The organism is Sphingomonas sp. PEI4, assembly GCF_056679955.1.
This window is the reverse complement of record NZ_CM155258.1, coordinates 4,029,343-4,047,465: the sequence shown is the minus strand read 5'-3', so window position 1 is coordinate 4,047,465 and position 18,123 is coordinate 4,029,343. Positions and strand designations below refer to the sequence as shown.

Here is an 18,123-nt window from a genome sequence, read left to right as displayed (position 1 = left end):
CCTTGGCAAACCCGTGGCAAACTGCGACCATCCCCCGGGTTATGGCGGAGGCATGTATGCGGCAGGCAGGGTGGATTTTGGCGATCGGGTCGCTTGCGTCATCCGCAGCGGCGCAACGCGTGACCGTAGCGAATGGTACGCTCGACGGCACGCGTGTCGCGAGCGCTGCTGCCACGTCCGTGGATGCATATCTCGGCATACCCTATGCCGCACCGCCGCTCGGCAAATTCCGGTGGCAGTCTCCCCGACCGGCGGTACGGTGGACGGGCGCGCGCAAGGCCGACCGGTTCGGCGCGCGTTGCATGCAGCAGCCGCTTTTCGCCGACATGAAGTTCCGCTCGCCGGGCATCAGCGAAGATTGCCTGACCCTCAACGTGTGGACGCCGGCCGGGGCAAAGCCCAGCGCGCGGCTGCCGGTGCTGTTCTATATTCACGGCGGCGGCGCGATCGCCGGCGATGGCTCCGAACTGCGGTATGACGGTGCGGCGATGGCACGGCAGGGGATCGTCGTGGTGACGATCAACTATCGGCTCGGCGCGTTCGGATTCCTCGCGACGAGCGACCTCGCGGCGCAATCGCCGACGCGATCCGCCGGCAATTACGGGCTGCTCGATCAGGCGGCAGCGCTCGCCTGGGTGCGGCGCAACGTCGCGGCCTTCGGCGGCGATCCGGCGCGGATCACGATCGGTGGCGAAAGCGCCGGCTCGATGTCGGTGAGCGTGCTGATGACCTCCCCTCTCACCCGCACGCAGTTTGCCGGCGCGATCGGCGAGAGCGGCGGGGTGATGCCGCCGACCTTCCGGCCCAAGTCGCTCGAACAGGCAACCGGGGACGGCGATACGTTCGCTCGCACTGCAGGGGCGCCTTCGTTAGCCGCGTTGCGCGCAATGCCGGCGGACGCGCTGCTTGCGGCTCAGGGGACGCAACGGTTCCGTGCGGACTTCATCGTCGATGGCGCGTTCCTGACCGAAGCCCCGATCGACACCTACGCGGCGGGTCGCGCCGCTCGCGTGCCCCTGCTGGTCGGCGCGAATTCGCAGGAGGGAAGCTGGACCGCGATTCTGCAAGGCCAGCCGCCCACAGTCGCCAATTACCGCGCCGGCATCGCGCGTCTCTACACCGACGCCGATGCGCTGTTTGCCCTCTACCCCGCCAAGTCCGACGCCGACGTGCCGGTCGCGGGTACGGCACTCGCGAGCGACGCGTTCCTCGGCGCATCGACGTGGAAGTGGTTCGACCTGCACCGCCGAACGCGCCAGCCGACTTTCTATTATCACTTCGCGCATCCTCGGCCGGCCGCACTGCCACCGCTGACGAATCCGGACATTGCGCCGATCGGTGCCGTGCACAGCGCCGAGATCGAATATGCGCTCGGCAATCTCGATACCAATCCGGCCTATGCGTGGACGGCGGACGACCGGAAAATCTCGACCGTCTTCCAAGGGTATTTTGCGGCGTTCATCAAGACCGGCAATCCGAACGGGACGGGTCTGCCGAATTGGTCTCCGGCACCAGCCGGCGAAGGCCCGATCCCGCGTCAGATCGTCGACCTGCAAACCCGGTCCGAGCCGTTCACCGAACAGGTGCGCTACGGGGCCGCGACGCCGATGCTCGAACGGCGATTGCCTTGAACCGGTCCCGAAGTCGGACTGGGTGATCCGCGCTAGACCTGGCCCAGAAACACCGCGCCTGGGACCGAAAGGGTCTGCCCGGTCGCTGCTAGCCGGCCGTCGGCTTCGATCCGGAAGATCGCCAGCGTTCCCGAGCGCTCGTTGCCCACCACGACGCGGCGTTGCGCTTCGAGGACCAGCAGGAAGCGCGGCCAGTCGCCGCCGCTAGGGATATGTTGGAGCAACGTCGGCACGCCGTCCGCATCGAGCCCGAAGACCGCGACGCTGTCATGCCCGCGGTTGGAGACGTAGAGCCGCCGACCCGCGCGATCGATCGCGATATGCGCCGCCTGCGATGCACCGCGAAACCCCGTGGGCAGGGTGGATATGATGTGCCGCGTGGCGAAGCTGCCATCCGCGCGCGCATCGATCATGATGACCGAGTTGGACAGTTCGCACACGACATAGGCGAGCGCGCGCCTCGGGTGATGGACCAGATGGCGCGGTCCCGCCCCCGCCGGCGCGCGCCACGCGGGATCCGGCTGGGCCAGCGTCCGCGCGCGCGGATCGAAGCGATAGGCGAAGATCGTGTCCGCCCCGAGATCGACCGAATGCAGCCAGCGCCGATCCGGGCTGAACCCCACCCAATGCGCGTGCGGCGCCTCCTGCCGGCCGTGGTCGGCTCCCGTGCCGGTATGGCGGAACAGCACTGGTGGGCTCGGGACACCGGTCCGCGGGTCGAGGTGGTAGAACGCCGTGCTGCCGCTCGAATAATTGGCGACGGCAAGGCACGCGCTGGCGGGGTCGATGGCGACGTAGCAGGGATCGGCACCGCCGGTGGACGCCGTGCCGCGCCGTGCCCAGTCCGACGCGTACGCGGCGATTTCGCCCTGCGCCTTTTCGCGCACGAAATACCAAGCCCCGCCGGGCCCTCCGCCGACCCCGAACGAGGCGTCGTCGATCCCCGTGACCGGCACGCCGACCTGCCAGTGATCGCGGGCCGGATCGAACGCGATCGGATACAGCCCCTTGCCGCCCTCGCGCGCATAGGTACCTGCGATCAGCCGGATAGCCCGCGTGCCCGACCGCGCAGCCGCTGCGGGAAACGCCATCGTCGCAGCCATCGCGGTCAAGGCGGACCGCCGCGTCGTCGTCCAGTCGGTCATGCCGGCCCCCTCGTCATCGTCGCGTCGCTTCATGCGTCACGCCCGCCGCGGAGGCAACGCGGCGGTGCCCCAAGCCCGATCACGTTTCGACGGCGTACAGCGCGTGATGCGTCAGGATGAACAAGGTGCGTCCGTTCGCGCCGCCGAAGATCAGTTGCAGCGGGCGTTCGGGCACGTCGATCCGGCCGGTCTCACGGCCATCCGCGGCATGGACGAACACCTGACCGTTGGCGAGATACACGCGGCCATCGGCGCCGACCGCGACGCTTTCCCCGCCACGGTTGGCGAACGGCTTGAGATCGGTGACGCTGCCGCCTGCGCCGACCAGCCCGCTATAGGTCTTCGCTTCGGAGCCGTTGCTGACGAACACGCGCTCGCCGACCTTGGTTTTCACGAAACCGTAGGTGTCGAGTGCGTCCGAGAACCGCCAGCCGAGATGGTTGGGAGGGCCCTGCTGCACGGTGCGGTAAGCGGGCAGGACCAGCGAACCATCGGGCGAGACATATTCGCGGGGTTTGGGGACGGCCATGTCGCGCGCGAACATCTCGCCGAGGGTGGTGAACTGATAGGTGGTGGGATCGATCTGATCCTTGAACTCGCCGTTGACCCAGAAATTGCCCGGCAGCGCGACGCTGGCATTGCGGTGTTGAACGGCCGGCGTCGGCGCGATGACGGCGATGCTGTCGGGATCGCCTGGCTTGATGCTGTACATCGTGCCCGCCGCGCCGTCCGACGACAGCACCATCAGATTACCCGAGCGATCGACCGCGAGATTGACCGGATCGACCGGTGCGTCGGCAGCGACCGAAAGCCCCTCGCCTGCCGTCCAGCCGTAGATGCGGTGCGTGTTATGCTCGACGAAGTAGAGCTTGCCCCTGGCATCCACCGCCGCCCCCGCGATCGAGTAGAACCCGTCTTCGAGCTTTCGGACGACCGGGCCGGCCGCAGCAGCGACCGGTACGGCGCCGCGCTTCACGTCCAGCACCGCGAACTCGCGTTCGCGCACCTCCAGCCCGGTGGTCATGTCTTGGACCGCGTTCTCGTACGGAAACTTGCTCGCGCGCAGATCGGTGCTGCATCCATCGGCGTCGCAGAACGGTAATCCGCTTTCGCCATTTACATGGACGTTGCGGAAGCGGATATCGTCCGAATTATACAGTCGCACCGCAGTCGGGGCCGGCTCGAGCGAGCGGGTGACGCGGTAGGCGTGGTAATTGGCGACCAGGATGTTGCTGGAGTTGCGGATTTCGAGCGACACCGCAGTGCGGCTTTCGCCCGCCTCCTCCTCGGTCTGCGGGGCGAGGAGTTCCCAGTTCTTCACGCCGTCGAGCACGATCTCCGCGCGACCGTGATGCTCCGCGGACATTTCGTACACGTGCCCCGGCGTGCTGGTGTTCGAAACGTGAAGGCCGGCGGCGGCGAAGGTGTTCGGCGTCCAGAGATTGTTGAACGTGCCGCCGCCACCATCGGTGACCGACAGGCTGGCATATTGCCCGTCCCAACGTTTGCGCGGGTCGGCGTCGCCGGTGTGGTTGGCGTTGTACGGATCGATCCGGCTGCCATCGGCGCGGCTGGTGCCGTGGCCGCCGTGGAAGCGGACGTCGTCGACCAGCGAGTCCGCGCCGGCCTTCCATAGCAGGGCGGTGGCTCGCGGATTGATGCCGCCGGTGGTCAGGCCGATACCGGAGACGATCGCGGCGCCACCCTTCGCGCTTTCGATCAGGCCCTTGGCCGCACCGATGCCGCGAAAGGCGGGCGAGTCGTCGGCGAGCACGATCTGGGTCATGTCCGGGTGCAGGCCGATGAGCACGGTGTCCGACCGCAGCTTCAGCGTATTGGAGACGCGGTAGAAGCCGGTCGGGAAATAGACCACGCGGTGCGTGTCGATCGCCCGCTGGATCGCCGCGGTATCGTCGGTCGCATCGTCGCCCTTCGCACCCGCGCCCCGCACGTCGAACCACTGCGCGACGGGTGGCAGCGAGCGGATCGCCGGCGGTATTCGCCTGGGCATCGCGGAGATCGTGGCGGCATCGACGCGTGTCTCGTACTTGCCGGTCGCGCCGAGACCCGGCAGCGTCAGGCCGTAGGTGAACGCCTTGACCCGGTATCGAGCGCCATGGCCAGCCACGGTCTTGCCGCTGTCGCGGAACCGCGCGAAGATCGGCACGGCGCTGGCGGTGGCGTCCTGAAAACCGATCTGCGTGTAGACGTTGTCCTCATTGCTGACGACGACGGCGGCATCCGAGACGTTTTCGAACCGCACGTCGCGGCCCCATAGCCAGTCGCCATAGCCGCGGTCGATCTCGATCCCCACGGGGACGTTGCGGATGCTGGTGTTGACGAGCGTCAGCCCGGCCTCATGCTCGCGGATCGCGGCGTCGCGCTGGCCCTCGAACGACGAATCCAGCAACGTGTACTGCCATGCGGGCGACGTCTTCTCGCTGAGGATGCCGTAGCGCCCGCCATAGAAGCGCAGGTCCTGCCCGACATTGCCGACCTGATAGATCCCGGCCAGTCCGGAACCGATGTGGAAATCGATGTGGCTCAGATAGGCATGCTGCGCCAAATGGAAGCGGACCGCGGTGGCCGCCGGGTTGCCGTCGCCTATCTCGAAATCGACGTTGCTGAGCGCGGAGTAGAACGTGCCGGAGTTCGCATCGCCGATCGTCGGATCGAACGGCACACTGGTGCGCGGCGACACCGGCACCTTTGGCGGCGCGCTGCGGCTGTCGGCACGCGATCCGGTGAAGAACAGCATGTTCGCCACCCCGGTCTGGAAACCGGGTGTCGCCGCGCCGAGCGTGATGACGGGTCGCGTCCTGCCGGTGCCGAACACCCGCACGCCGGGCCAGACGAAGATGGTTCGAGAGATGCGGTAGCGGCCGGCGGGCAGGAAGACGATCCCCTCGCCACCCTTCGCGCTCGCCGCGCTGTCGATCGCGGCCTGTATCGCTGCGGTATCGTCGGTTCGGCCGTCGCCGCGCCCTCGCACCGTCACTGCACGCGGGTCGGCGGGCGCGGTAAGGAACACCGAATGCGACGGCGTTCCAGGCATGGCCAACGCGGGAACCGACGTTCCAAGCAGCGCGATGGCAGCGTTTAGCGTCAGTTTCACTGGGTCACCCGAAGTTTGTTGTGCAGCGCGCCGTACAGCATCGCCCGAACTGCGATCCGGCGTAGTACACCACCCCTTCGGAAGCGATCACGACGAAGGTCGTAGTAGGCAATCCCGGGCCGGCGCCCGATACAGAGGGTGACGAACCGACCGCGCTCAGCGTATGGAGAGCCAGTGCCTGCCTACCCCGAACCGACCCGCGAACCCCGCAACGACGATGCGCTCTATGCCGTCATCGTCATGGGCGTCAGCGGCAGCGGCAAGTCGACGCTCGGCGCCGCACTGGCGGAGCGTCTCGGTTGCGACTTCCTCGAAGGCGATTCGTTTCATTCCGCCGAAAGCGTGGCGAAGATGCGGTCCGGCCATCCGCTCGACGATCACGATCGCTGGCCGTGGCTCGATCGCATCGCCGCCGGACTCCACGATGCGGCAAACGCCAAGGGCACCGCGGTCGCCGCCTGCTCGGCACTGAAGCGGGTCTATCGCGATCGATTGTCGCACGCACTCGGGATGCCGCTGCTGTTCGTGTTCCTCGACACGACCGACCGCGACGAACTCGCACGGCGACTGGTCGATCGCTCAGGCCATTATATGCCCGCCAGCCTGCTCGCGAGCCAACTCGACGTTCTGGAAAAGCTGGGCGCGGACGAGCGCGCGATCACGCTCGATGCGGAGGATACGCCAGACCGGCTATGCGCCGCCGCGCTGGACTGGATCCGGCGCGAGACGTCTGCCCCATGCCCACCGGCAAACCACGACCAAGGTCGTAGTAGCCACGCAGGCGAATGACGCCGACAACCTGTGATCACAGACAGCGCCCGGGCAAGGGTGCGCTCGGGGATTGCTCATGTCGATACGCGCCGCCTTCGCCCTGATCGTGTTTGCGGCGCCGGCGGTTGCGATGGCACAACCGGCGCCCGCGCCCGCGCCCGCGATCCCGCTTTGGCCGAACGGGGCGCCCGGATCGGAAGCGCGGCGCACCGAAGCCGAGACGGTCAAGGACAGCTATGTCAGCAACGTCCACAACCCTTCGCTGACCGTGTACCGCGCCGCCGCCAGTCACGCCAATGGCGCAGCGGTGATCGTGGTGCCCGGCGGCGGTCACCGCATGCTCGTGCTGGTCAATGAGGGCGAGGTGCCGGCGAAAGCGCTCAACCGCTACGGCGTGACGACATTCGTCCTGAAATACCGCCTCGCCCGCGATTCCGGCTCGTCCTACGATATCGAGCGCGATGCGGCGGCCGATCTCAGGCGTGCGATCCGTTGGGTCCGCACGCATGCCGCCAATTATGCGATCGATCCGACGCGGATCGGGGCGATGGGCTTTTCGGCGGGGGGCGAGCTCGTGTCGCTCGTGGCCGACAATCAAGCCCCGGCGCAGTCACCGAAGGACGCGATCGACCGCGTGAGCGCACGACCCGACTTCCAGATCCTCGTCTATCCGGGGCCGCTTGGCACGCCGGCCAAGGCTCCCGTGGGCGCACCGCCCGCCTTCCTCGTCGCGGGCTCGCTCGACCAATGTTGCGCGACATCGGCGATGACGCTCTATTCGCAACTTCGCAGCGCCGGCGTTTCGGCCGAACTGCATCTGTACGCCGACACCGATCACGCGTTCAATCTGGGCACGCATTCGGAGCGCATCTCGATCCAGCACTGGCCCGATCGGCTGGCGGACTGGCTGGGGGACGGAGGCTGGCTCATCCCGCACGGATCGGCGAAGATACCCCCAGTTTCTCGAAAGGAACCCTGATGGAATTCGGCAGGCGTGATCTCCTGGTCGCCGCGGCAACGCTGGCCGCCACGTCGAGCGGCGTGGCCCGCGCGGCCCCCGATCGGAAGCTTGGCTATGCGATCGTCGGGCTCGGCTATTACGGGTTGCAGACGATCCTGCCGCAGTTCGTCAATTGCGAGCATTCGCGCGTGACCGCGCTGGTCAGCGGCGACCGGACCAAGGCGCTCGCGACCGCAGCCAAATACGACGTGCCCGAGCGGTCGATCTATACCTACGCCGATTTCGACCGCATCCGCGACAATCCGGACGTCGACATCGTCTATGTCTGCCTGCCCAATTCGATGCATGCCGAATACACCATCCGCGCGGCGAAGGCCGGCAAGCACGTGATGTGCGAAAAGCCGATGGCGATTTCGGTGGCCGAGTGCGAGGCGATGATCCGCGCGTGCAAGACCGCCGGCAAGAAGCTGATGATCGGCTATCGCTGCCATTTCGAGCCGTTCAACCTCGAGGCGATGCGGCTGGCGAAGTCGGGTGCGGCGGGCAAGATCCGCTACGTCCGCTCGGAGCATGGTTTCGTCCAGGGTGACCCGAACAAGTGGCGGCTGAAGCGCGCCCTGTCCGGCGGCGGTTCGCTGATGGACATGGGCATCTACAGCCTGCAGGCCGCGCGCTACATGACCGGCGAGGAGCCGATCGCGGTCACCGCACGCGAATCCACCGATCGCCGCGATCCGCGTTTCCGCGAGGTCGAGGACATGATCGAATGGACGCTCGAATTCCCCTCGGGCGCGATCGCTGGTTGCCAGTCGATGTACAGCGCCAACCAGAATCACGTCCTGCTGATGGGCGACAAGGGCCGCATCGAGCTGGAGCCGGCGACGCGCTATGACGGCAACCACATGTGGACCGGCCGCGACGGGCGCGAGACCGAGATCGCGAGCCCCCCGCCCGGTCCCGGCAAGACGCAGTTCGCCGGGCAGCTCGATCATCTGGCGGAGTGCATTCTCGACGGGCGCGAGCCGATCGTCTCGGGGGAAGAGGGCCTGCGCGACATGCGGATCGTCGAGGCGATCTACCGGTCCGCACGCGAAGGCCGGACGGTGAAGCTGTGATGCGGCCCCTGCTCGCCGCTGCGGTGGCCCTGGTTGCCGCCTCCCCCCTGTCCGCCCAGACCGCCAGCGATCCAACGAGCTTTGCTGCCTCGGCCGACGTTCGCGCGCGGATCGCGGCGTTGGAGAAGACGATGAAACCGGGCCAGGGGTTCGCCATGGCGCCGCTGGTCGAGGCGAACGGGACGAGCGCCGCGCTCGAATATTGGAAGGCGCCGGGCAAGCCTGCGGTTCATCCCGACGAGGCCGAATATGCGATCGTTATGGCGGGTTCGGGGACGCTGGTCTCGGGCGGTACGCTGGTCGCGCCGAAGCTGCGCTTTCCGGGACTTGTCGAGGGCGACCGGATCGAGGGCGGCACGACGCGGAAGCTTGTGGTCGGCGACGTATTCCTGATCCCGGCGGGGGTGCCGCACTGGTTCGGCATCGACGGGAAACTGGTCATGCTCGGGACGAAGATCAGGACGTCAGGTCAGCGGAAGCCGAGCCAGTAGAGCAGGCCGATATTGACCGCGAGCAACGGCAGCGCGGTCGGTATCTGCGCGCGGATGACGGCGTTCTTGTCCTGGAGGTCGAGCAAGGCGGCGGGGACGAGATTGAAGTTCGCCGCCATCGGCGTCATCAGCGTGCCACAGAACCCGCTGAGCATGCCGATCGCCGCGACCACCGCAGGGTCGCCGCCATAGTGCCGCACGAGCAGCGGGATGCCGATCGCCGCCGCCATCACCGGGAACGCGGCGAATGCGTTGCCCATCACCATCGTGAACAGCGCCATGCCGAGCGTATAGGCAAGCACCGCGCCGATCAGGCTGCCCTCGGGGATTGCGTGGCCGGCCAGACCACCGACCACGTCACCGACACCGGCCAGCGCGAAGACCGCCCCAAGGCTCGCCAGCATCTGCGGGAGCACGGCGGCCCAGCCGATCGCGTCCATCAGCCTCACGCCTTCGGCGAGCGGCGTGGCGATGCGGGGGCGGAACCAGAGGTGCATCGCGACCAGCGCGATCAGGACGCCACAGGTGAGCGCGACAAGCGTCGCCTGCTTCGGGTCGACGAGGCTGGGTACGGCGCGGAACACGACCGTCCCGCCGAGTGCTGCGGCCGGGATGATCAGCGCGGGCAGGAATATCCGACTGCCGACCCGCGCGGACTCGACACGCCGTTCGTCGAGCGTGGTGGTAGCCCGCCCGCCGCGACCCATTGCGCCCGATCCGGCGATCGCGACGAGCGCCAGAACGAGAACACCGTTGCCGACATCACCCAGCCGCCCGCCGAGCAGGAAGCTGATTGCCAGCACCGCGTAGAACGCCGCATTCCCGAAGCGCTTCCGGTTAGTGCGGTCGGTCGCGCTCAGGATGGCGAACGCTGCGAACATCAGGCCGGCGACGCCGTAGATGAAGCCGGTGCCGATCACTTGGCCGACCGCTGGGCCGGCCGCTGGGCCCGCGCCAGTCGGCGATCGAGCAGCCATAGGCGGAAACCGTGGATCAGGAACGCAGCGACCGCGGTGGGAACCGCCCACATCGAGAGGTGGAGCGGCTGGATGACGATGCCGTAACCTTCGAGGACACCCTTCATCAACAGGATCGAGCCGATCGCGATGAAGATGTCCTCGCCGAAGAAAAGCCCGATATTGTCGGTTGCCGCGGCCATCGCGGGGATATGGTCGCCGCCGGGCGCGACGCCCTGCGCTTCGGCGGCGGCTTCGGCCATCGGCGCAACGAGCGGACGGACGCTCTGTGCAGGGCCGGCGATCGAGGTCAGGCCGAGGGCTGCGGTAAGCTGGCGGAACAGCAGATAGCCGATCAGCAGGCGGCCGACCGTCGCACCTCTGAGCTTGGCAATGGCGAGCCGCGCACGCTCCTGCAGGCCGTGGCGTTCGAGCAGCCCGATCACCGGCAGGACGATGTAGATGACCGTGACATAGCGGTTCTCGTTGAACGCCTTGCCGAACGCGGCGAGGATCGCGAGCGGGGAGAGTCCAGCGGCGAGGCCGGTGACGAGCGCGGAGACCGCGACGACCAGCAACGGGTTGAACCGGAGCAGGAAGCCGGCGACGATCACCGCGATGCCGCACAGGACCAGCATGGCGTCTAGCGCGCCTGCTTGGCGAGATCGGCGGCGAACGCGACCTTGGCCTTCGCGACGATCTTCGGGAGCAGCATGGGGTCGACGAACGCGGCCGTGTCGCCGGCCTTGCGACGTTTGCCCCTGACGATCACGTCGGCGAGTTCGGGATGCGACGGGAGGACGATGTCGGCGCGCAGCGTGCCGAGCATCGCGATGCTGCGGCGGTAGTCGGCGACGATGCCGGGATAGGCGCGGTTGCCGATCAGCCGGTTGCCTGCGACGCTGACGCTGCACGGGAAGACGACGGCGAGCGGGCGCGGCCTGGCGGCGATACGCATCGTCCAGGTCGTGCAGCCGGGCGTGTGGCCGGGTGTCGCGCGTGCGATCAGCGTGGTGGTGCCGAGGGTTACCGTCTCGCCGTCTCGGACACCGCGGTCGACGTGGACGGGTGGGAAGCGGATGGCGCCGTAGTTGGTCTCGCCGGGTGGCACTCCGGTTTCGAGTGCGCGGACGTCGCCTGTACCAGCGAAGACGCGCGCGCCGGTCGCCCGCTTGAGCGCGGCCACGCCAGCGGCATGGTCGAAGTGGGCGTGGGTGACGAGGATCAGCTTCACGTCGCGAAGCCGGACGCCGGCCTTTTCGATATTGCGCCCGATCATGCCTGCATTCTCGGCGAGCGTGCCGTCGATCAGGATCGCCCCTGCGCTGGTCTTGATCAGATACGCCGCGATGCCTTCGCTGCCGACATAGGTGATCGGGCCGGCGATCGGGAACGGGGTTTGGGGGCGCGTCCAGGCGGGCGGATCGGCGGCACCGAGGAGCAGCGGCGCGCTGGCGGCAAGCGCCAAGACGCCGACTAAAGATCTTGCGCGAAAGCCTCGCGATCCTCCCCCGCCAGGGGGAGGTGGCAGGCGTAGCCTGACGGAGGGGGCGGTAAGCGATGCCATCTGTTGCGTGTCCTCCCCCTCCGTCACCTTCGGCCTCCCCCTGCCGGGGGAGGATCGAATACATTTTTACTTAACTAGCACGGATCGACACTCGGTATTTCGTGGCCGCGCCATTTACCAACTCGCTCCATCACCCCGGACTGGTTCCGGGGTCCACCGTTCCGCAAACCAGAGTCTATCGATTCTGCGGCACCGTGGATGCCGGAACAAGTCCGGCATGACGGAAGCCAAGTTGAATTTGTCGAACCGAACCAAACCGAACGTCCATGCGACCTAGCTTATTCCCACTCGATCGTACCGGGCGGCTTCGAGGTGTAGTCGTAGGTGACGCGGTTGATGCCCTTCACCTCGTTGATGATCCGGGTGGCTACGCGCGGCAGGAAGTCGCCGGGGAACTGGAACGCCTGCGCGGTCATGCCGTCGGTCGAGGTGACCGCGCGCAACGCCAGCACGTTGTCGTAGGTGCGACCGTCGCCCATCACGCCGACGCTGCGGACCGGGAGCAGCACCGCGAATGCCTGCCAGATCGTGTCGTACAGCCCCGCCGCGCGGATCTCCTCGAGGTAGATCGCATCGGCCTTGCGGAGAATGTCGCAGCGTTCCTTGGTGACTTCGCCGGGGATGCGGATCGCTAGGCCGGGTCCGGGGAACGGGTGACGACCGACGAATATCTCGGGCAGGCCGAGTTCGCGACCCAGCTCGCGGACCTCGTCCTTGAACAGTTCGCGCAACGGCTCGACGAGCTTCATGTGCATGCGCTCGGGCAGGCCGCCGACATTGTGGTGGCTCTTGATCGTAACCGAGGGGCCGCCGGTGAAGCTGACGCTCTCGATCACGTCGGGATAGAGCGTGCCCTGCGCCAGGAACTCAGCGCCGCCGAGCTGCTTTGCCTCGATATCGAACACGTCGATGAAGGTCTTGCCGATGAACTTCCGCTTCAGCTCGGGATCGGTGATGCCGGCCAAGCCGGTCAGGAACAGCTCCTCGACGTTCACGTGGATCAGCGGGATGTTGTAGTGGCCGCGGAACAGGCTGACGACCTGCTCGCTCTCGCCGGCGCGCATCAGGCCGTGGTCGACATAGACGCAGGTGAGCTGCTCGCCGATCGCCTCGTGGATCAGCACCGCGGCGACCGCGGAGTCGACGCCGCCGGACAGGCCGCAGATGACGCGGCCTTTGCCGACCTGCGCGCGGATCTCGGCAATCTTGGTCTCGCGGAACTCGGCCATCGTCCAGTCGCCGCTGAGCCCGCAGACGTGGCGTGCGAAGTTCGCGATCAGCTTGCCGCCATCGGGGGTGTGGACGACCTCGGGATGGAACTGCACGCCGTAGAAGCGCCGCGCCTCGTCGGCGACGATCGCATAGGGCGCGCCGGTGGTGGTCGCGACGGGCGTGAAGCCGGGGGGGATCGCATCGACCTTGTCGCCGTGGCTCATCCAGACTTGGTGGCGTTCGCCTTCGGCCCAGAGGCCGTCGAACAAGGTGCAGTCGCTCTTGATGTCGATGAACGCGCTGCCGAACTCGCCGCCGTCGCCCGAGACGATCACGTTGCCGCCGAGCTGCGCGGACATGACCTGCTGGCCGTAGCAGATGCCGAGGATCGGGATGCCCGCCTCGAAGAAGCGCTGCGGGACGCGGGGGCTGTCGATCGTCGTCACCGATGCGGGGCCGCCGGAGAGGATGATACCCTTCGGCTGCATCCGGTCGAACGCGGCTTCGGAAGATTGGAAGGGGGCGACCTCGCTATAGACGCCGGCTTCGCGAACGCGCCGGGCGATCAGCTGGGTTACCTGGCTGCCGAAATCGACGATGAGAATGCTGTCTGGGTGCTCCATGTCGGGCGCATAGCCGGATGGGACCCGTAACGAAAGAGGCCGCGCCTCCCGGATGGGAAACGCGGCCTCTAAACCGGCGTGAAATCTTATCCTCCCCCGCAAGGGGGAGGTGGCGCCGAAGGTGACGGAGGGGGAGGATACGCAACCGAAGTTGCCCTTACCTCCCCCTCCGTCAGGCTGTGCCTGCCACCTCCCCCTGGCGGGGGAGGATCGGAAGCTCAGCGCTCCTGCAGCATAGACTTACGCTGCTTCGTCGTACTCGCTGTCGTTCATGACCGGACCCGAGTCCTGGCCCTTCGCCGAGACGTCGCGGTCGACGAACTCGATGACGGCCATCGGCGAGGCGTCCGACATGCGGATACCGGCCTTGATGACGCGGGTGTAGCCGCCGTTGCGATCCGCATAACGGGTCGCCAGCGTGTCGAACAACTTGATCAGCTGCGCATCGTCGAGCAGCTTGCCGTGCGCGAGACGACGGTTGGACAGGCCACCCTTCTTCGCGAGCGTGATCAGCTTCTCGATGTACGGACGCAGTTCCTTCGCCTTGGCGACGGTGGTGGTGATCTGCTCGTGCTTGATGAGCGCGGCGCTCATGTTGCGGAAGAGAGCAAGACGGTGGGCCGAGGTCCGCTGAAGCTTACGGCCGCCTACGCGATGGCGCATGTTTAATACCTTTTCGTTCGTTCGGGGGCCGTGTGAGGTACCCAGGAGCTGGTCGCCGTTAAGGCCGCGACCGATCGCCGTAGTTCAAAGGTCAGGATAAGGTTACGCCAACGACGCTTCCTCGGTCCTTCCTTCTTCGTCTTCAACCGGGTGGCGCCGCGGCAAGCCGCGTCGTCGGTCGGGTGAAACCCGCCGGCCAGGCTGGCGTCGTCTCCGGGTTAGCTTGCGCTAACCCGGTGCGACTTGGCCTTAGCCCATTATCTCTTGCTCGAGCTTCTTGGCCATCTCTTCGATGTTCTCAGGTGGCCAGCCGGGGATTTCCATGCCCAGGCGAAGACCCATCGACGACAGCACTTCCTTGATCTCGTTCAAGGACTTGCGGCCGAAGTTAGGCGTACGCAGCATCTCGGCTTCGGTCTTGCCGACCAGATCGCCGATGTAGATGATGTTGTCGTTCTTTAGGCAGTTCGCCGAGCGCACCGACAATTCCAGCTCGTCGACCTTCTTGAGAAGGTAACGGTTGATCTGCTGGGTGTCGCCTGCGGGCTCCGCACCACCGGCAGCGGGTGCTGCCTGGCCGATCGGGGCCGACGAACGCGTGACCGACGAATCGTCGAAGTGGACGAACAGCGCGAGCTGGTCCTGGAGGATGCGACCGGCATAGCCGACTGCGTCTTCCGGGGTGATCGTGCCGTCGGTTTCGATCGTCAGCGTCAGCTTGTCGTAATCCAGGTCCTGACCGACGCGGGTCGGGTCGACCTTGTACGAAACCTGACGTACCGGCGAGTAGAGCGCATCGACCGGGATCAGACCGATCGGCGCATCGGCCGGACGGTTTGCGGTCGCGGGCACGTAACCCTTACCGATGTCGGCGGTCAGCTCCATGTTGAGCGTCGCACCCTCATCGAGGTGGCAGATCACGAGATCCTTGTTCATGATCTCGATGTCGCCCGAGACGGCGATGTCGCCGGCCTTGACTTCACCCGGACCCGTTGCCGAGAGCTGGAGGCGCTTGGGCCCCTCGCCCTGCATGCGGATCGCAATCTGCTTCACGTTGAGGACGATGTCGGTCACGTCCTCGCGGACGCCGGCCAGCGACGAGAACTCATGCAGCACGTTCTCGATCTTGATCGAGGTGACGGCGGCACCCTGCAGCGACGAAAGCAACACGCGACGCAGCGCGTTGCCGAGCGTCAGGCCGAAGCCACGCTCGAGCGGCTCGGCGATGAAAGTCGCCTTGCGCTTGGTGTCGCCACCGGCCTTTTTCTCCAGGCCGCTGGGCTTCTTGAGTTCCTGCCAGTTCTTTGCGTTGACAGACACATGCTTCCCCTAATTTGGGGGCCGACGAAAAGGACTTCCGCCGGCCATTAAAATGCATCCGCGACGCGCGTTCGACCTGATCAGGGTCAACCGTGCGCGGACAACGTCGGAGAAATCAGACGCGACGACGCTTCGAAGGGCGAACGCCGTTGTGCGGGATCGAGGTCACGTCGCGGATCGACGTGATCTGGAAACCGACTGCCTGAAGTGCGCGCAGTGCCGATTCGCGACCCGAGCCGGGGCCCTTGACCTCGACTTCGATCGTGCGGACGCCGTGCTCGGCGGCCTTCTTGCCGGCGTCTTCCGCTGCGACCTGGGCCGCGTACGGAGTCGACTTGCGCGAGCCCTTGAAGCCCATTGCGCCCGCCGACGACCACGAGATCGCGTTGCCCTGGGCATCGGTGATCGTGATCATCGTGTTGTTGAAGCTGGCATTCACGTGAGCGACGCCAGAGGTGATGTTCTTGCGCTCGCGCCGCTTAATGCGCTGAGGTTCGCGTGCCATGGTGTATTTCCTGACCTGTATCTGCATGACGCCGGGCGGCCCGTTGGGACCAGCGCCGGCGGAGTAATCCATTGAAAAAGTGGATTACTTCTTCTTGCCGGCGATCGGCTTGGCCTTGCCCTTGCGGGTGCGCGCATTGGTATGCGTGCGCTGGCCGCGGACCGGGAGGCCCTTGCGATGACGCAGGCCGCGATAGCAGGCGAGATCCATCAGGCGCTTGATGTTCATCGAGGTCTGGCGGCGCAGATCGCCCTCGACGGTGTGATCGGCGTCGATCGTCTCGCGGATGTGCAGGACTTCCTGGTCGGTCAGGTCCTGGACGCGTGCCGTGTCGGCGATGCCGAGCTTCGTCACGATTTCCTTGGCCTTGGTCGAACCGATGCCGTGAATATAGGTCAGCGCGATCACCACGCGCTTGTTGGTCGGGATATTAACACCCGCGATACGTGCCATGAACTTGGTTCTCCTGCTCCACGAGGTCCGGCATGGCTGCACGAACCCCATCTCTTAGCGATGAACCGAAACGCACGATAGCGGCGAACGCAAGCAAGCGCCGCCGGAACCGTCGTGTCGGGGAGAGTTCAACTAGGCGCGGGCGAACGCAGTGTCAAGCGAGCGGTTCCGCGGGGACAGCCACGGCTCGGCGCATCTTCAGCCAGCGGCGGAACGAGACCACCGTCCAGATGAGCTCGACCACCCCGAACGGCCACGCGCCCTGGAGAAACCCATAGATCGAGCCGAGCACGCACCCGAACGCGAAGCCGAGCGTCCACCAGTGCGAACCGGCTTCCTTGGCGTAGCATAGCAGGGTGAAGGATACCGCGGCTAGGCCGAATAGGGAGAGAGCGTCCATATTGCCCCTATGGCGACAACTCGCGGCTGGTGCCATGCCTGAGACGACGCCTGGGACAAGCGTTCATCCGGCGACCCGGTCCGTTCTCGCGGACATCCACGGTGCACCGTAGATACAAAAAAGGCCCCCGCCGGACGGCAGGGGCCTTCGTATCGCGGTAGTCAGCGAATTACTTTTCGCCGTTGTCCTTGACGCCGACGGTCGGCACATCGACGGTTTCGGTTTCGGTCTTAACCTTGGGGACCTCGACCGTCGTCTTCGACGTTCCGACGACGACTTCCTTCGAGTCCATGTCGACCTTGGGCAGAGCACCGCCCTTGACCGAGACTTCGGGAAGCGCACCGCTCTTGGTGACGTCCGCGCTCCAGAAGCCGGTCGCGAACAGCAGGCCGACGATCACGGCGATGACGAGCAGGACGATCGCGATCGTCGTGCCCGGGCTGCGGCGTTTGACGACGACGGTATCGGTGGTGCGGTAATCTGACATTGTACTCTCCCTGTTACTGTTCGGAAAACACTCGGAAGAACAGGTTGTTCCGTCGTCGCAACGGTACCGGCGAAAGACGGAAAATCGTAACGAGGCTTACCGCGACCGACCTGCGCGCATCCCGTCATTTCCGGCCGAACAGCTTCTCAATGTCGCCGTGGGCGAGCTTCACCCAAGTCGGTGCACAGAAAGCAAGCGCGTTACCGCGAAAGGGAACGTCCCGACTAGGAGGAAAGCGGAACGGCGACTTTTAGGTCTGCATTGCGGGCAAAGCGGACATCGTGGATACCGTTGCTTCTTGCAGGAGGCGATGATGGCTTCGTTCAATCCGTTAGCGCGCCTCGACGCGCAAATGTCTGATGTTAGCGACGTGTATGTCGGTGTGGGACAGGATGCCGAAAGCTACACTGCGGGCTTGGAGCGGGCGCTACGCGAGGCAGTCTGCGCCCCGTTCCTTGTGACCGCCAAGGTTGATGAGCCCGGCTTTCCAGATGCGAATGTTGGTGTCACCATCACCGGGCAGTGCGTGGCTCATTCCGAGGGATACTGGCTCATATATCAGTCCGAGAAAGACAGGTTCCTGTGCTTTTGGGGGGCTGACGTGGACAACCTTGGCGCACCCGGCATTTTCGGATCGCCGCTCGGCTGCTGGTCCGCCTGAAACGACCGCTTCCGGGAGCGACCTGCGGCACGATGACCGGCGATAAT

General features: G+C 66.1%; 18 protein-coding genes. 6 read left to right on the top strand and 12 right to left on the bottom strand.

The genetic code is table 11. The features are described 5' to 3' along the window. Positions 1-119: 119 nt before the first annotated feature. Positions 120-1,631: a carboxylesterase/lipase family protein gene (locus AC1MLZ_RS18715; RefSeq protein ID WP_480959807.1), complete on the top strand. Its 1,512-nt coding sequence runs from the start codon at positions 120-122 to the stop codon at positions 1,629-1,631. Between the two features lie 32 nt (positions 1,632-1,663). On the opposite strand, the gene AC1MLZ_RS18710 is transcribed toward AC1MLZ_RS18715, so the two are convergent. Both AC1MLZ_RS18710 and AC1MLZ_RS18705 read right to left on the bottom strand, forming a co-directional pair. Next, positions 1,664-2,809, bottom strand: a complete 1,146-nt coding sequence (locus AC1MLZ_RS18710) for a lactonase family protein (RefSeq protein WP_480959806.1) — start codon at positions 2,807-2,809, stop codon at positions 1,664-1,666. Between the two features lie 46 nt (positions 2,810-2,855). Then, the gene (locus tag AC1MLZ_RS18705; RefSeq protein ID WP_480961608.1) at positions 2,856-5,831 is read right to left on the bottom strand and encodes a glycosyl hydrolase family 28-related protein; all 2,976 of its coding nucleotides are present in this window, start codon (positions 5,829-5,831) and stop codon (positions 2,856-2,858) included. 234 nt (positions 5,832-6,065) lie between these two features. Here AC1MLZ_RS18705 and AC1MLZ_RS18700 point away from each other — a divergent pair, with 234 nt between their 5' ends. The 4 genes from AC1MLZ_RS18700 to AC1MLZ_RS18685 are packed head-to-tail and all read left to right on the top strand — an operon-like array spanning position 6,066 to position 9,229. Continuing rightward, a complete protein-coding gene (locus AC1MLZ_RS18700) occupies positions 6,066-6,680 on the top strand; it encodes a gluconokinase (RefSeq protein ID WP_480959805.1) in 615 nt (204 codons plus the stop codon). A 58-nt stretch (positions 6,681-6,738) separates the two neighbouring features. Further along, the gene (locus AC1MLZ_RS18695; RefSeq protein ID WP_480959804.1) at positions 6,739-7,641 is read left to right on the top strand and encodes an alpha/beta hydrolase; all 903 of its coding nucleotides are present in this window, start codon (positions 6,739-6,741) and stop codon (positions 7,639-7,641) included. Continuing rightward, entirely contained in the window at positions 7,641-8,738 is a 1,098-nt protein-coding gene (locus tag AC1MLZ_RS18690) for a Gfo/Idh/MocA family protein (protein WP_480959803.1), read from the top strand. The genes AC1MLZ_RS18695 and AC1MLZ_RS18690 overlap by 1 nt, the downstream gene beginning before the upstream one ends. Beyond that, positions 8,738-9,229 carry a cupin domain-containing protein gene (locus tag AC1MLZ_RS18685; RefSeq protein WP_480959802.1) on the top strand — a complete coding sequence of 164 codons (492 nt, stop codon included), beginning with the start codon at positions 8,738-8,740 and terminating at the stop codon, positions 9,227-9,229. Before AC1MLZ_RS18690 ends, AC1MLZ_RS18685 begins: the two co-directional genes overlap by 1 nt. Here AC1MLZ_RS18685 and AC1MLZ_RS18680 read toward each other — a convergent pair. From AC1MLZ_RS18680 to AC1MLZ_RS18635, 10 genes are all read right to left on the bottom strand, one after another. Beyond that, on the bottom strand, positions 9,208-10,149 hold the full coding sequence (locus tag AC1MLZ_RS18680) for a DUF979 domain-containing protein (RefSeq protein WP_480961607.1): 942 nt from the start codon (positions 10,147-10,149) through the stop codon (positions 9,208-9,210). The two genes, AC1MLZ_RS18685 and AC1MLZ_RS18680, sit on opposite strands and share 22 nt — an antisense overlap. Next, a complete protein-coding gene (locus tag AC1MLZ_RS18675; RefSeq protein WP_480959801.1) occupies positions 10,146-10,823 on the bottom strand; it encodes a DUF969 domain-containing protein in 678 nt (225 codons plus the stop codon). The genes AC1MLZ_RS18680 and AC1MLZ_RS18675 overlap by 4 nt, the downstream gene beginning before the upstream one ends. A 5-nt stretch (positions 10,824-10,828) precedes the next feature. Then, positions 10,829-11,653, bottom strand: coding sequence for a subclass B3 metallo-beta-lactamase (gene bla / locus AC1MLZ_RS18670; RefSeq protein WP_480959800.1), 825 nt, complete (start codon positions 11,651-11,653; stop codon positions 10,829-10,831). A 377-nt stretch (positions 11,654-12,030) separates the two neighbouring features. Beyond that, the gene (gene guaA, locus AC1MLZ_RS18665; protein ID WP_480959799.1) at positions 12,031-13,587 is read right to left on the bottom strand and encodes a glutamine-hydrolyzing GMP synthase; all 1,557 of its coding nucleotides are present in this window, start codon (positions 13,585-13,587) and stop codon (positions 12,031-12,033) included. A 240-nt stretch (positions 13,588-13,827) separates the two neighbouring features. Further along, positions 13,828-14,250, bottom strand: a complete 423-nt coding sequence (rplQ, locus tag AC1MLZ_RS18660) for a 50S ribosomal protein L17 (RefSeq protein ID WP_480959798.1) — start codon at positions 14,248-14,250, stop codon at positions 13,828-13,830. Between the two features lie 249 nt (positions 14,251-14,499). After that, positions 14,500-15,570, bottom strand: a complete 1,071-nt coding sequence (locus AC1MLZ_RS18655) for a DNA-directed RNA polymerase subunit alpha (protein WP_031395236.1) — start codon at positions 15,568-15,570, stop codon at positions 14,500-14,502. A gap of 115 nt (positions 15,571-15,685) precedes the next feature. After that, entirely contained in the window at positions 15,686-16,075 is a 390-nt protein-coding gene (rpsK, locus tag AC1MLZ_RS18650) for a 30S ribosomal protein S11 (protein ID WP_031395237.1), read from the bottom strand. 84 nt (positions 16,076-16,159) lie between these two features. Next, positions 16,160-16,528, bottom strand: a complete 369-nt coding sequence (gene rpsM, locus AC1MLZ_RS18645; RefSeq protein WP_333994044.1) for a 30S ribosomal protein S13 — start codon at positions 16,526-16,528, stop codon at positions 16,160-16,162. 154 nt (positions 16,529-16,682) lie between these two features. Beyond that, the gene (locus tag AC1MLZ_RS18640; RefSeq protein WP_480959797.1) at positions 16,683-16,928 is read right to left on the bottom strand and encodes a hypothetical protein; all 246 of its coding nucleotides are present in this window, start codon (positions 16,926-16,928) and stop codon (positions 16,683-16,685) included. 169 nt (positions 16,929-17,097) lie between these two features. Beyond that, the gene (locus AC1MLZ_RS18635) at positions 17,098-17,415 is read right to left on the bottom strand and encodes a hypothetical protein (protein WP_480959796.1); all 318 of its coding nucleotides are present in this window, start codon (positions 17,413-17,415) and stop codon (positions 17,098-17,100) included. A 313-nt stretch (positions 17,416-17,728) separates the two neighbouring features. On the opposite strand from AC1MLZ_RS18635, the gene AC1MLZ_RS18630 reads away from it, so the two are divergent. Beyond that, positions 17,729-18,076: a hypothetical protein gene (locus tag AC1MLZ_RS18630; RefSeq protein ID WP_480959795.1), complete on the top strand. Its 348-nt coding sequence runs from the start codon at positions 17,729-17,731 to the stop codon at positions 18,074-18,076. Positions 18,077-18,123 lie beyond the last annotated feature (47 nt).

Bases quoted from the DNA above. Each gene is read 5' to 3' on its own strand.
- AC1MLZ_RS18710 (WP_480959806.1), bottom strand. From the start codon at position 2,809: ATGAAGCGACGCGACGATGACGAGGGGGCCGGCATGACCGACTGGACG.
- AC1MLZ_RS18705 (WP_480961608.1), bottom strand. From the start codon at position 5,831: ATGCCTGGAACGCCGTCGCATTCGGTGTTCCTTACCGCGCCCGCCGAC.
- AC1MLZ_RS18695 (WP_480959804.1), top strand. From the start codon at position 6,739: ATGTCGATACGCGCCGCCTTCGCCCTGATCGTGTTTGCGGCGCCGGCG.
- AC1MLZ_RS18690 (WP_480959803.1), top strand. From the start codon at position 7,641: ATGGAATTCGGCAGGCGTGATCTCCTGGTCGCCGCGGCAACGCTGGCC.
- AC1MLZ_RS18685 (WP_480959802.1), top strand. From the start codon at position 8,738: ATGCGGCCCCTGCTCGCCGCTGCGGTGGCCCTGGTTGCCGCCTCCCCC.
- AC1MLZ_RS18675 (WP_480959801.1), bottom strand. From the start codon at position 10,823: ATGCTGGTCCTGTGCGGCATCGCGGTGATCGTCGCCGGCTTCCTGCTC.
- guaA (WP_480959799.1), bottom strand. From the start codon at position 13,587: ATGGAGCACCCAGACAGCATTCTCATCGTCGATTTCGGCAGCCAGGTA.
- rplQ (WP_480959798.1), bottom strand. From the start codon at position 14,250: ATGCGCCATCGCGTAGGCGGCCGTAAGCTTCAGCGGACCTCGGCCCAC.
- rpsK (WP_031395237.1), bottom strand. From the start codon at position 16,075: ATGGCACGCGAACCTCAGCGCATTAAGCGGCGCGAGCGCAAGAACATC.
- rpsM (WP_333994044.1), bottom strand. From the start codon at position 16,528: ATGGCACGTATCGCGGGTGTTAATATCCCGACCAACAAGCGCGTGGTG.
- AC1MLZ_RS18640 (WP_480959797.1), bottom strand. From the start codon at position 16,928: ATGGACGCTCTCTCCCTATTCGGCCTAGCCGCGGTATCCTTCACCCTG.
- AC1MLZ_RS18635 (WP_480959796.1), bottom strand. From the start codon at position 17,415: ATGTCAGATTACCGCACCACCGATACCGTCGTCGTCAAACGCCGCAGC.
- AC1MLZ_RS18630 (WP_480959795.1), top strand. From the start codon at position 17,729: ATGGCTTCGTTCAATCCGTTAGCGCGCCTCGACGCGCAAATGTCTGAT.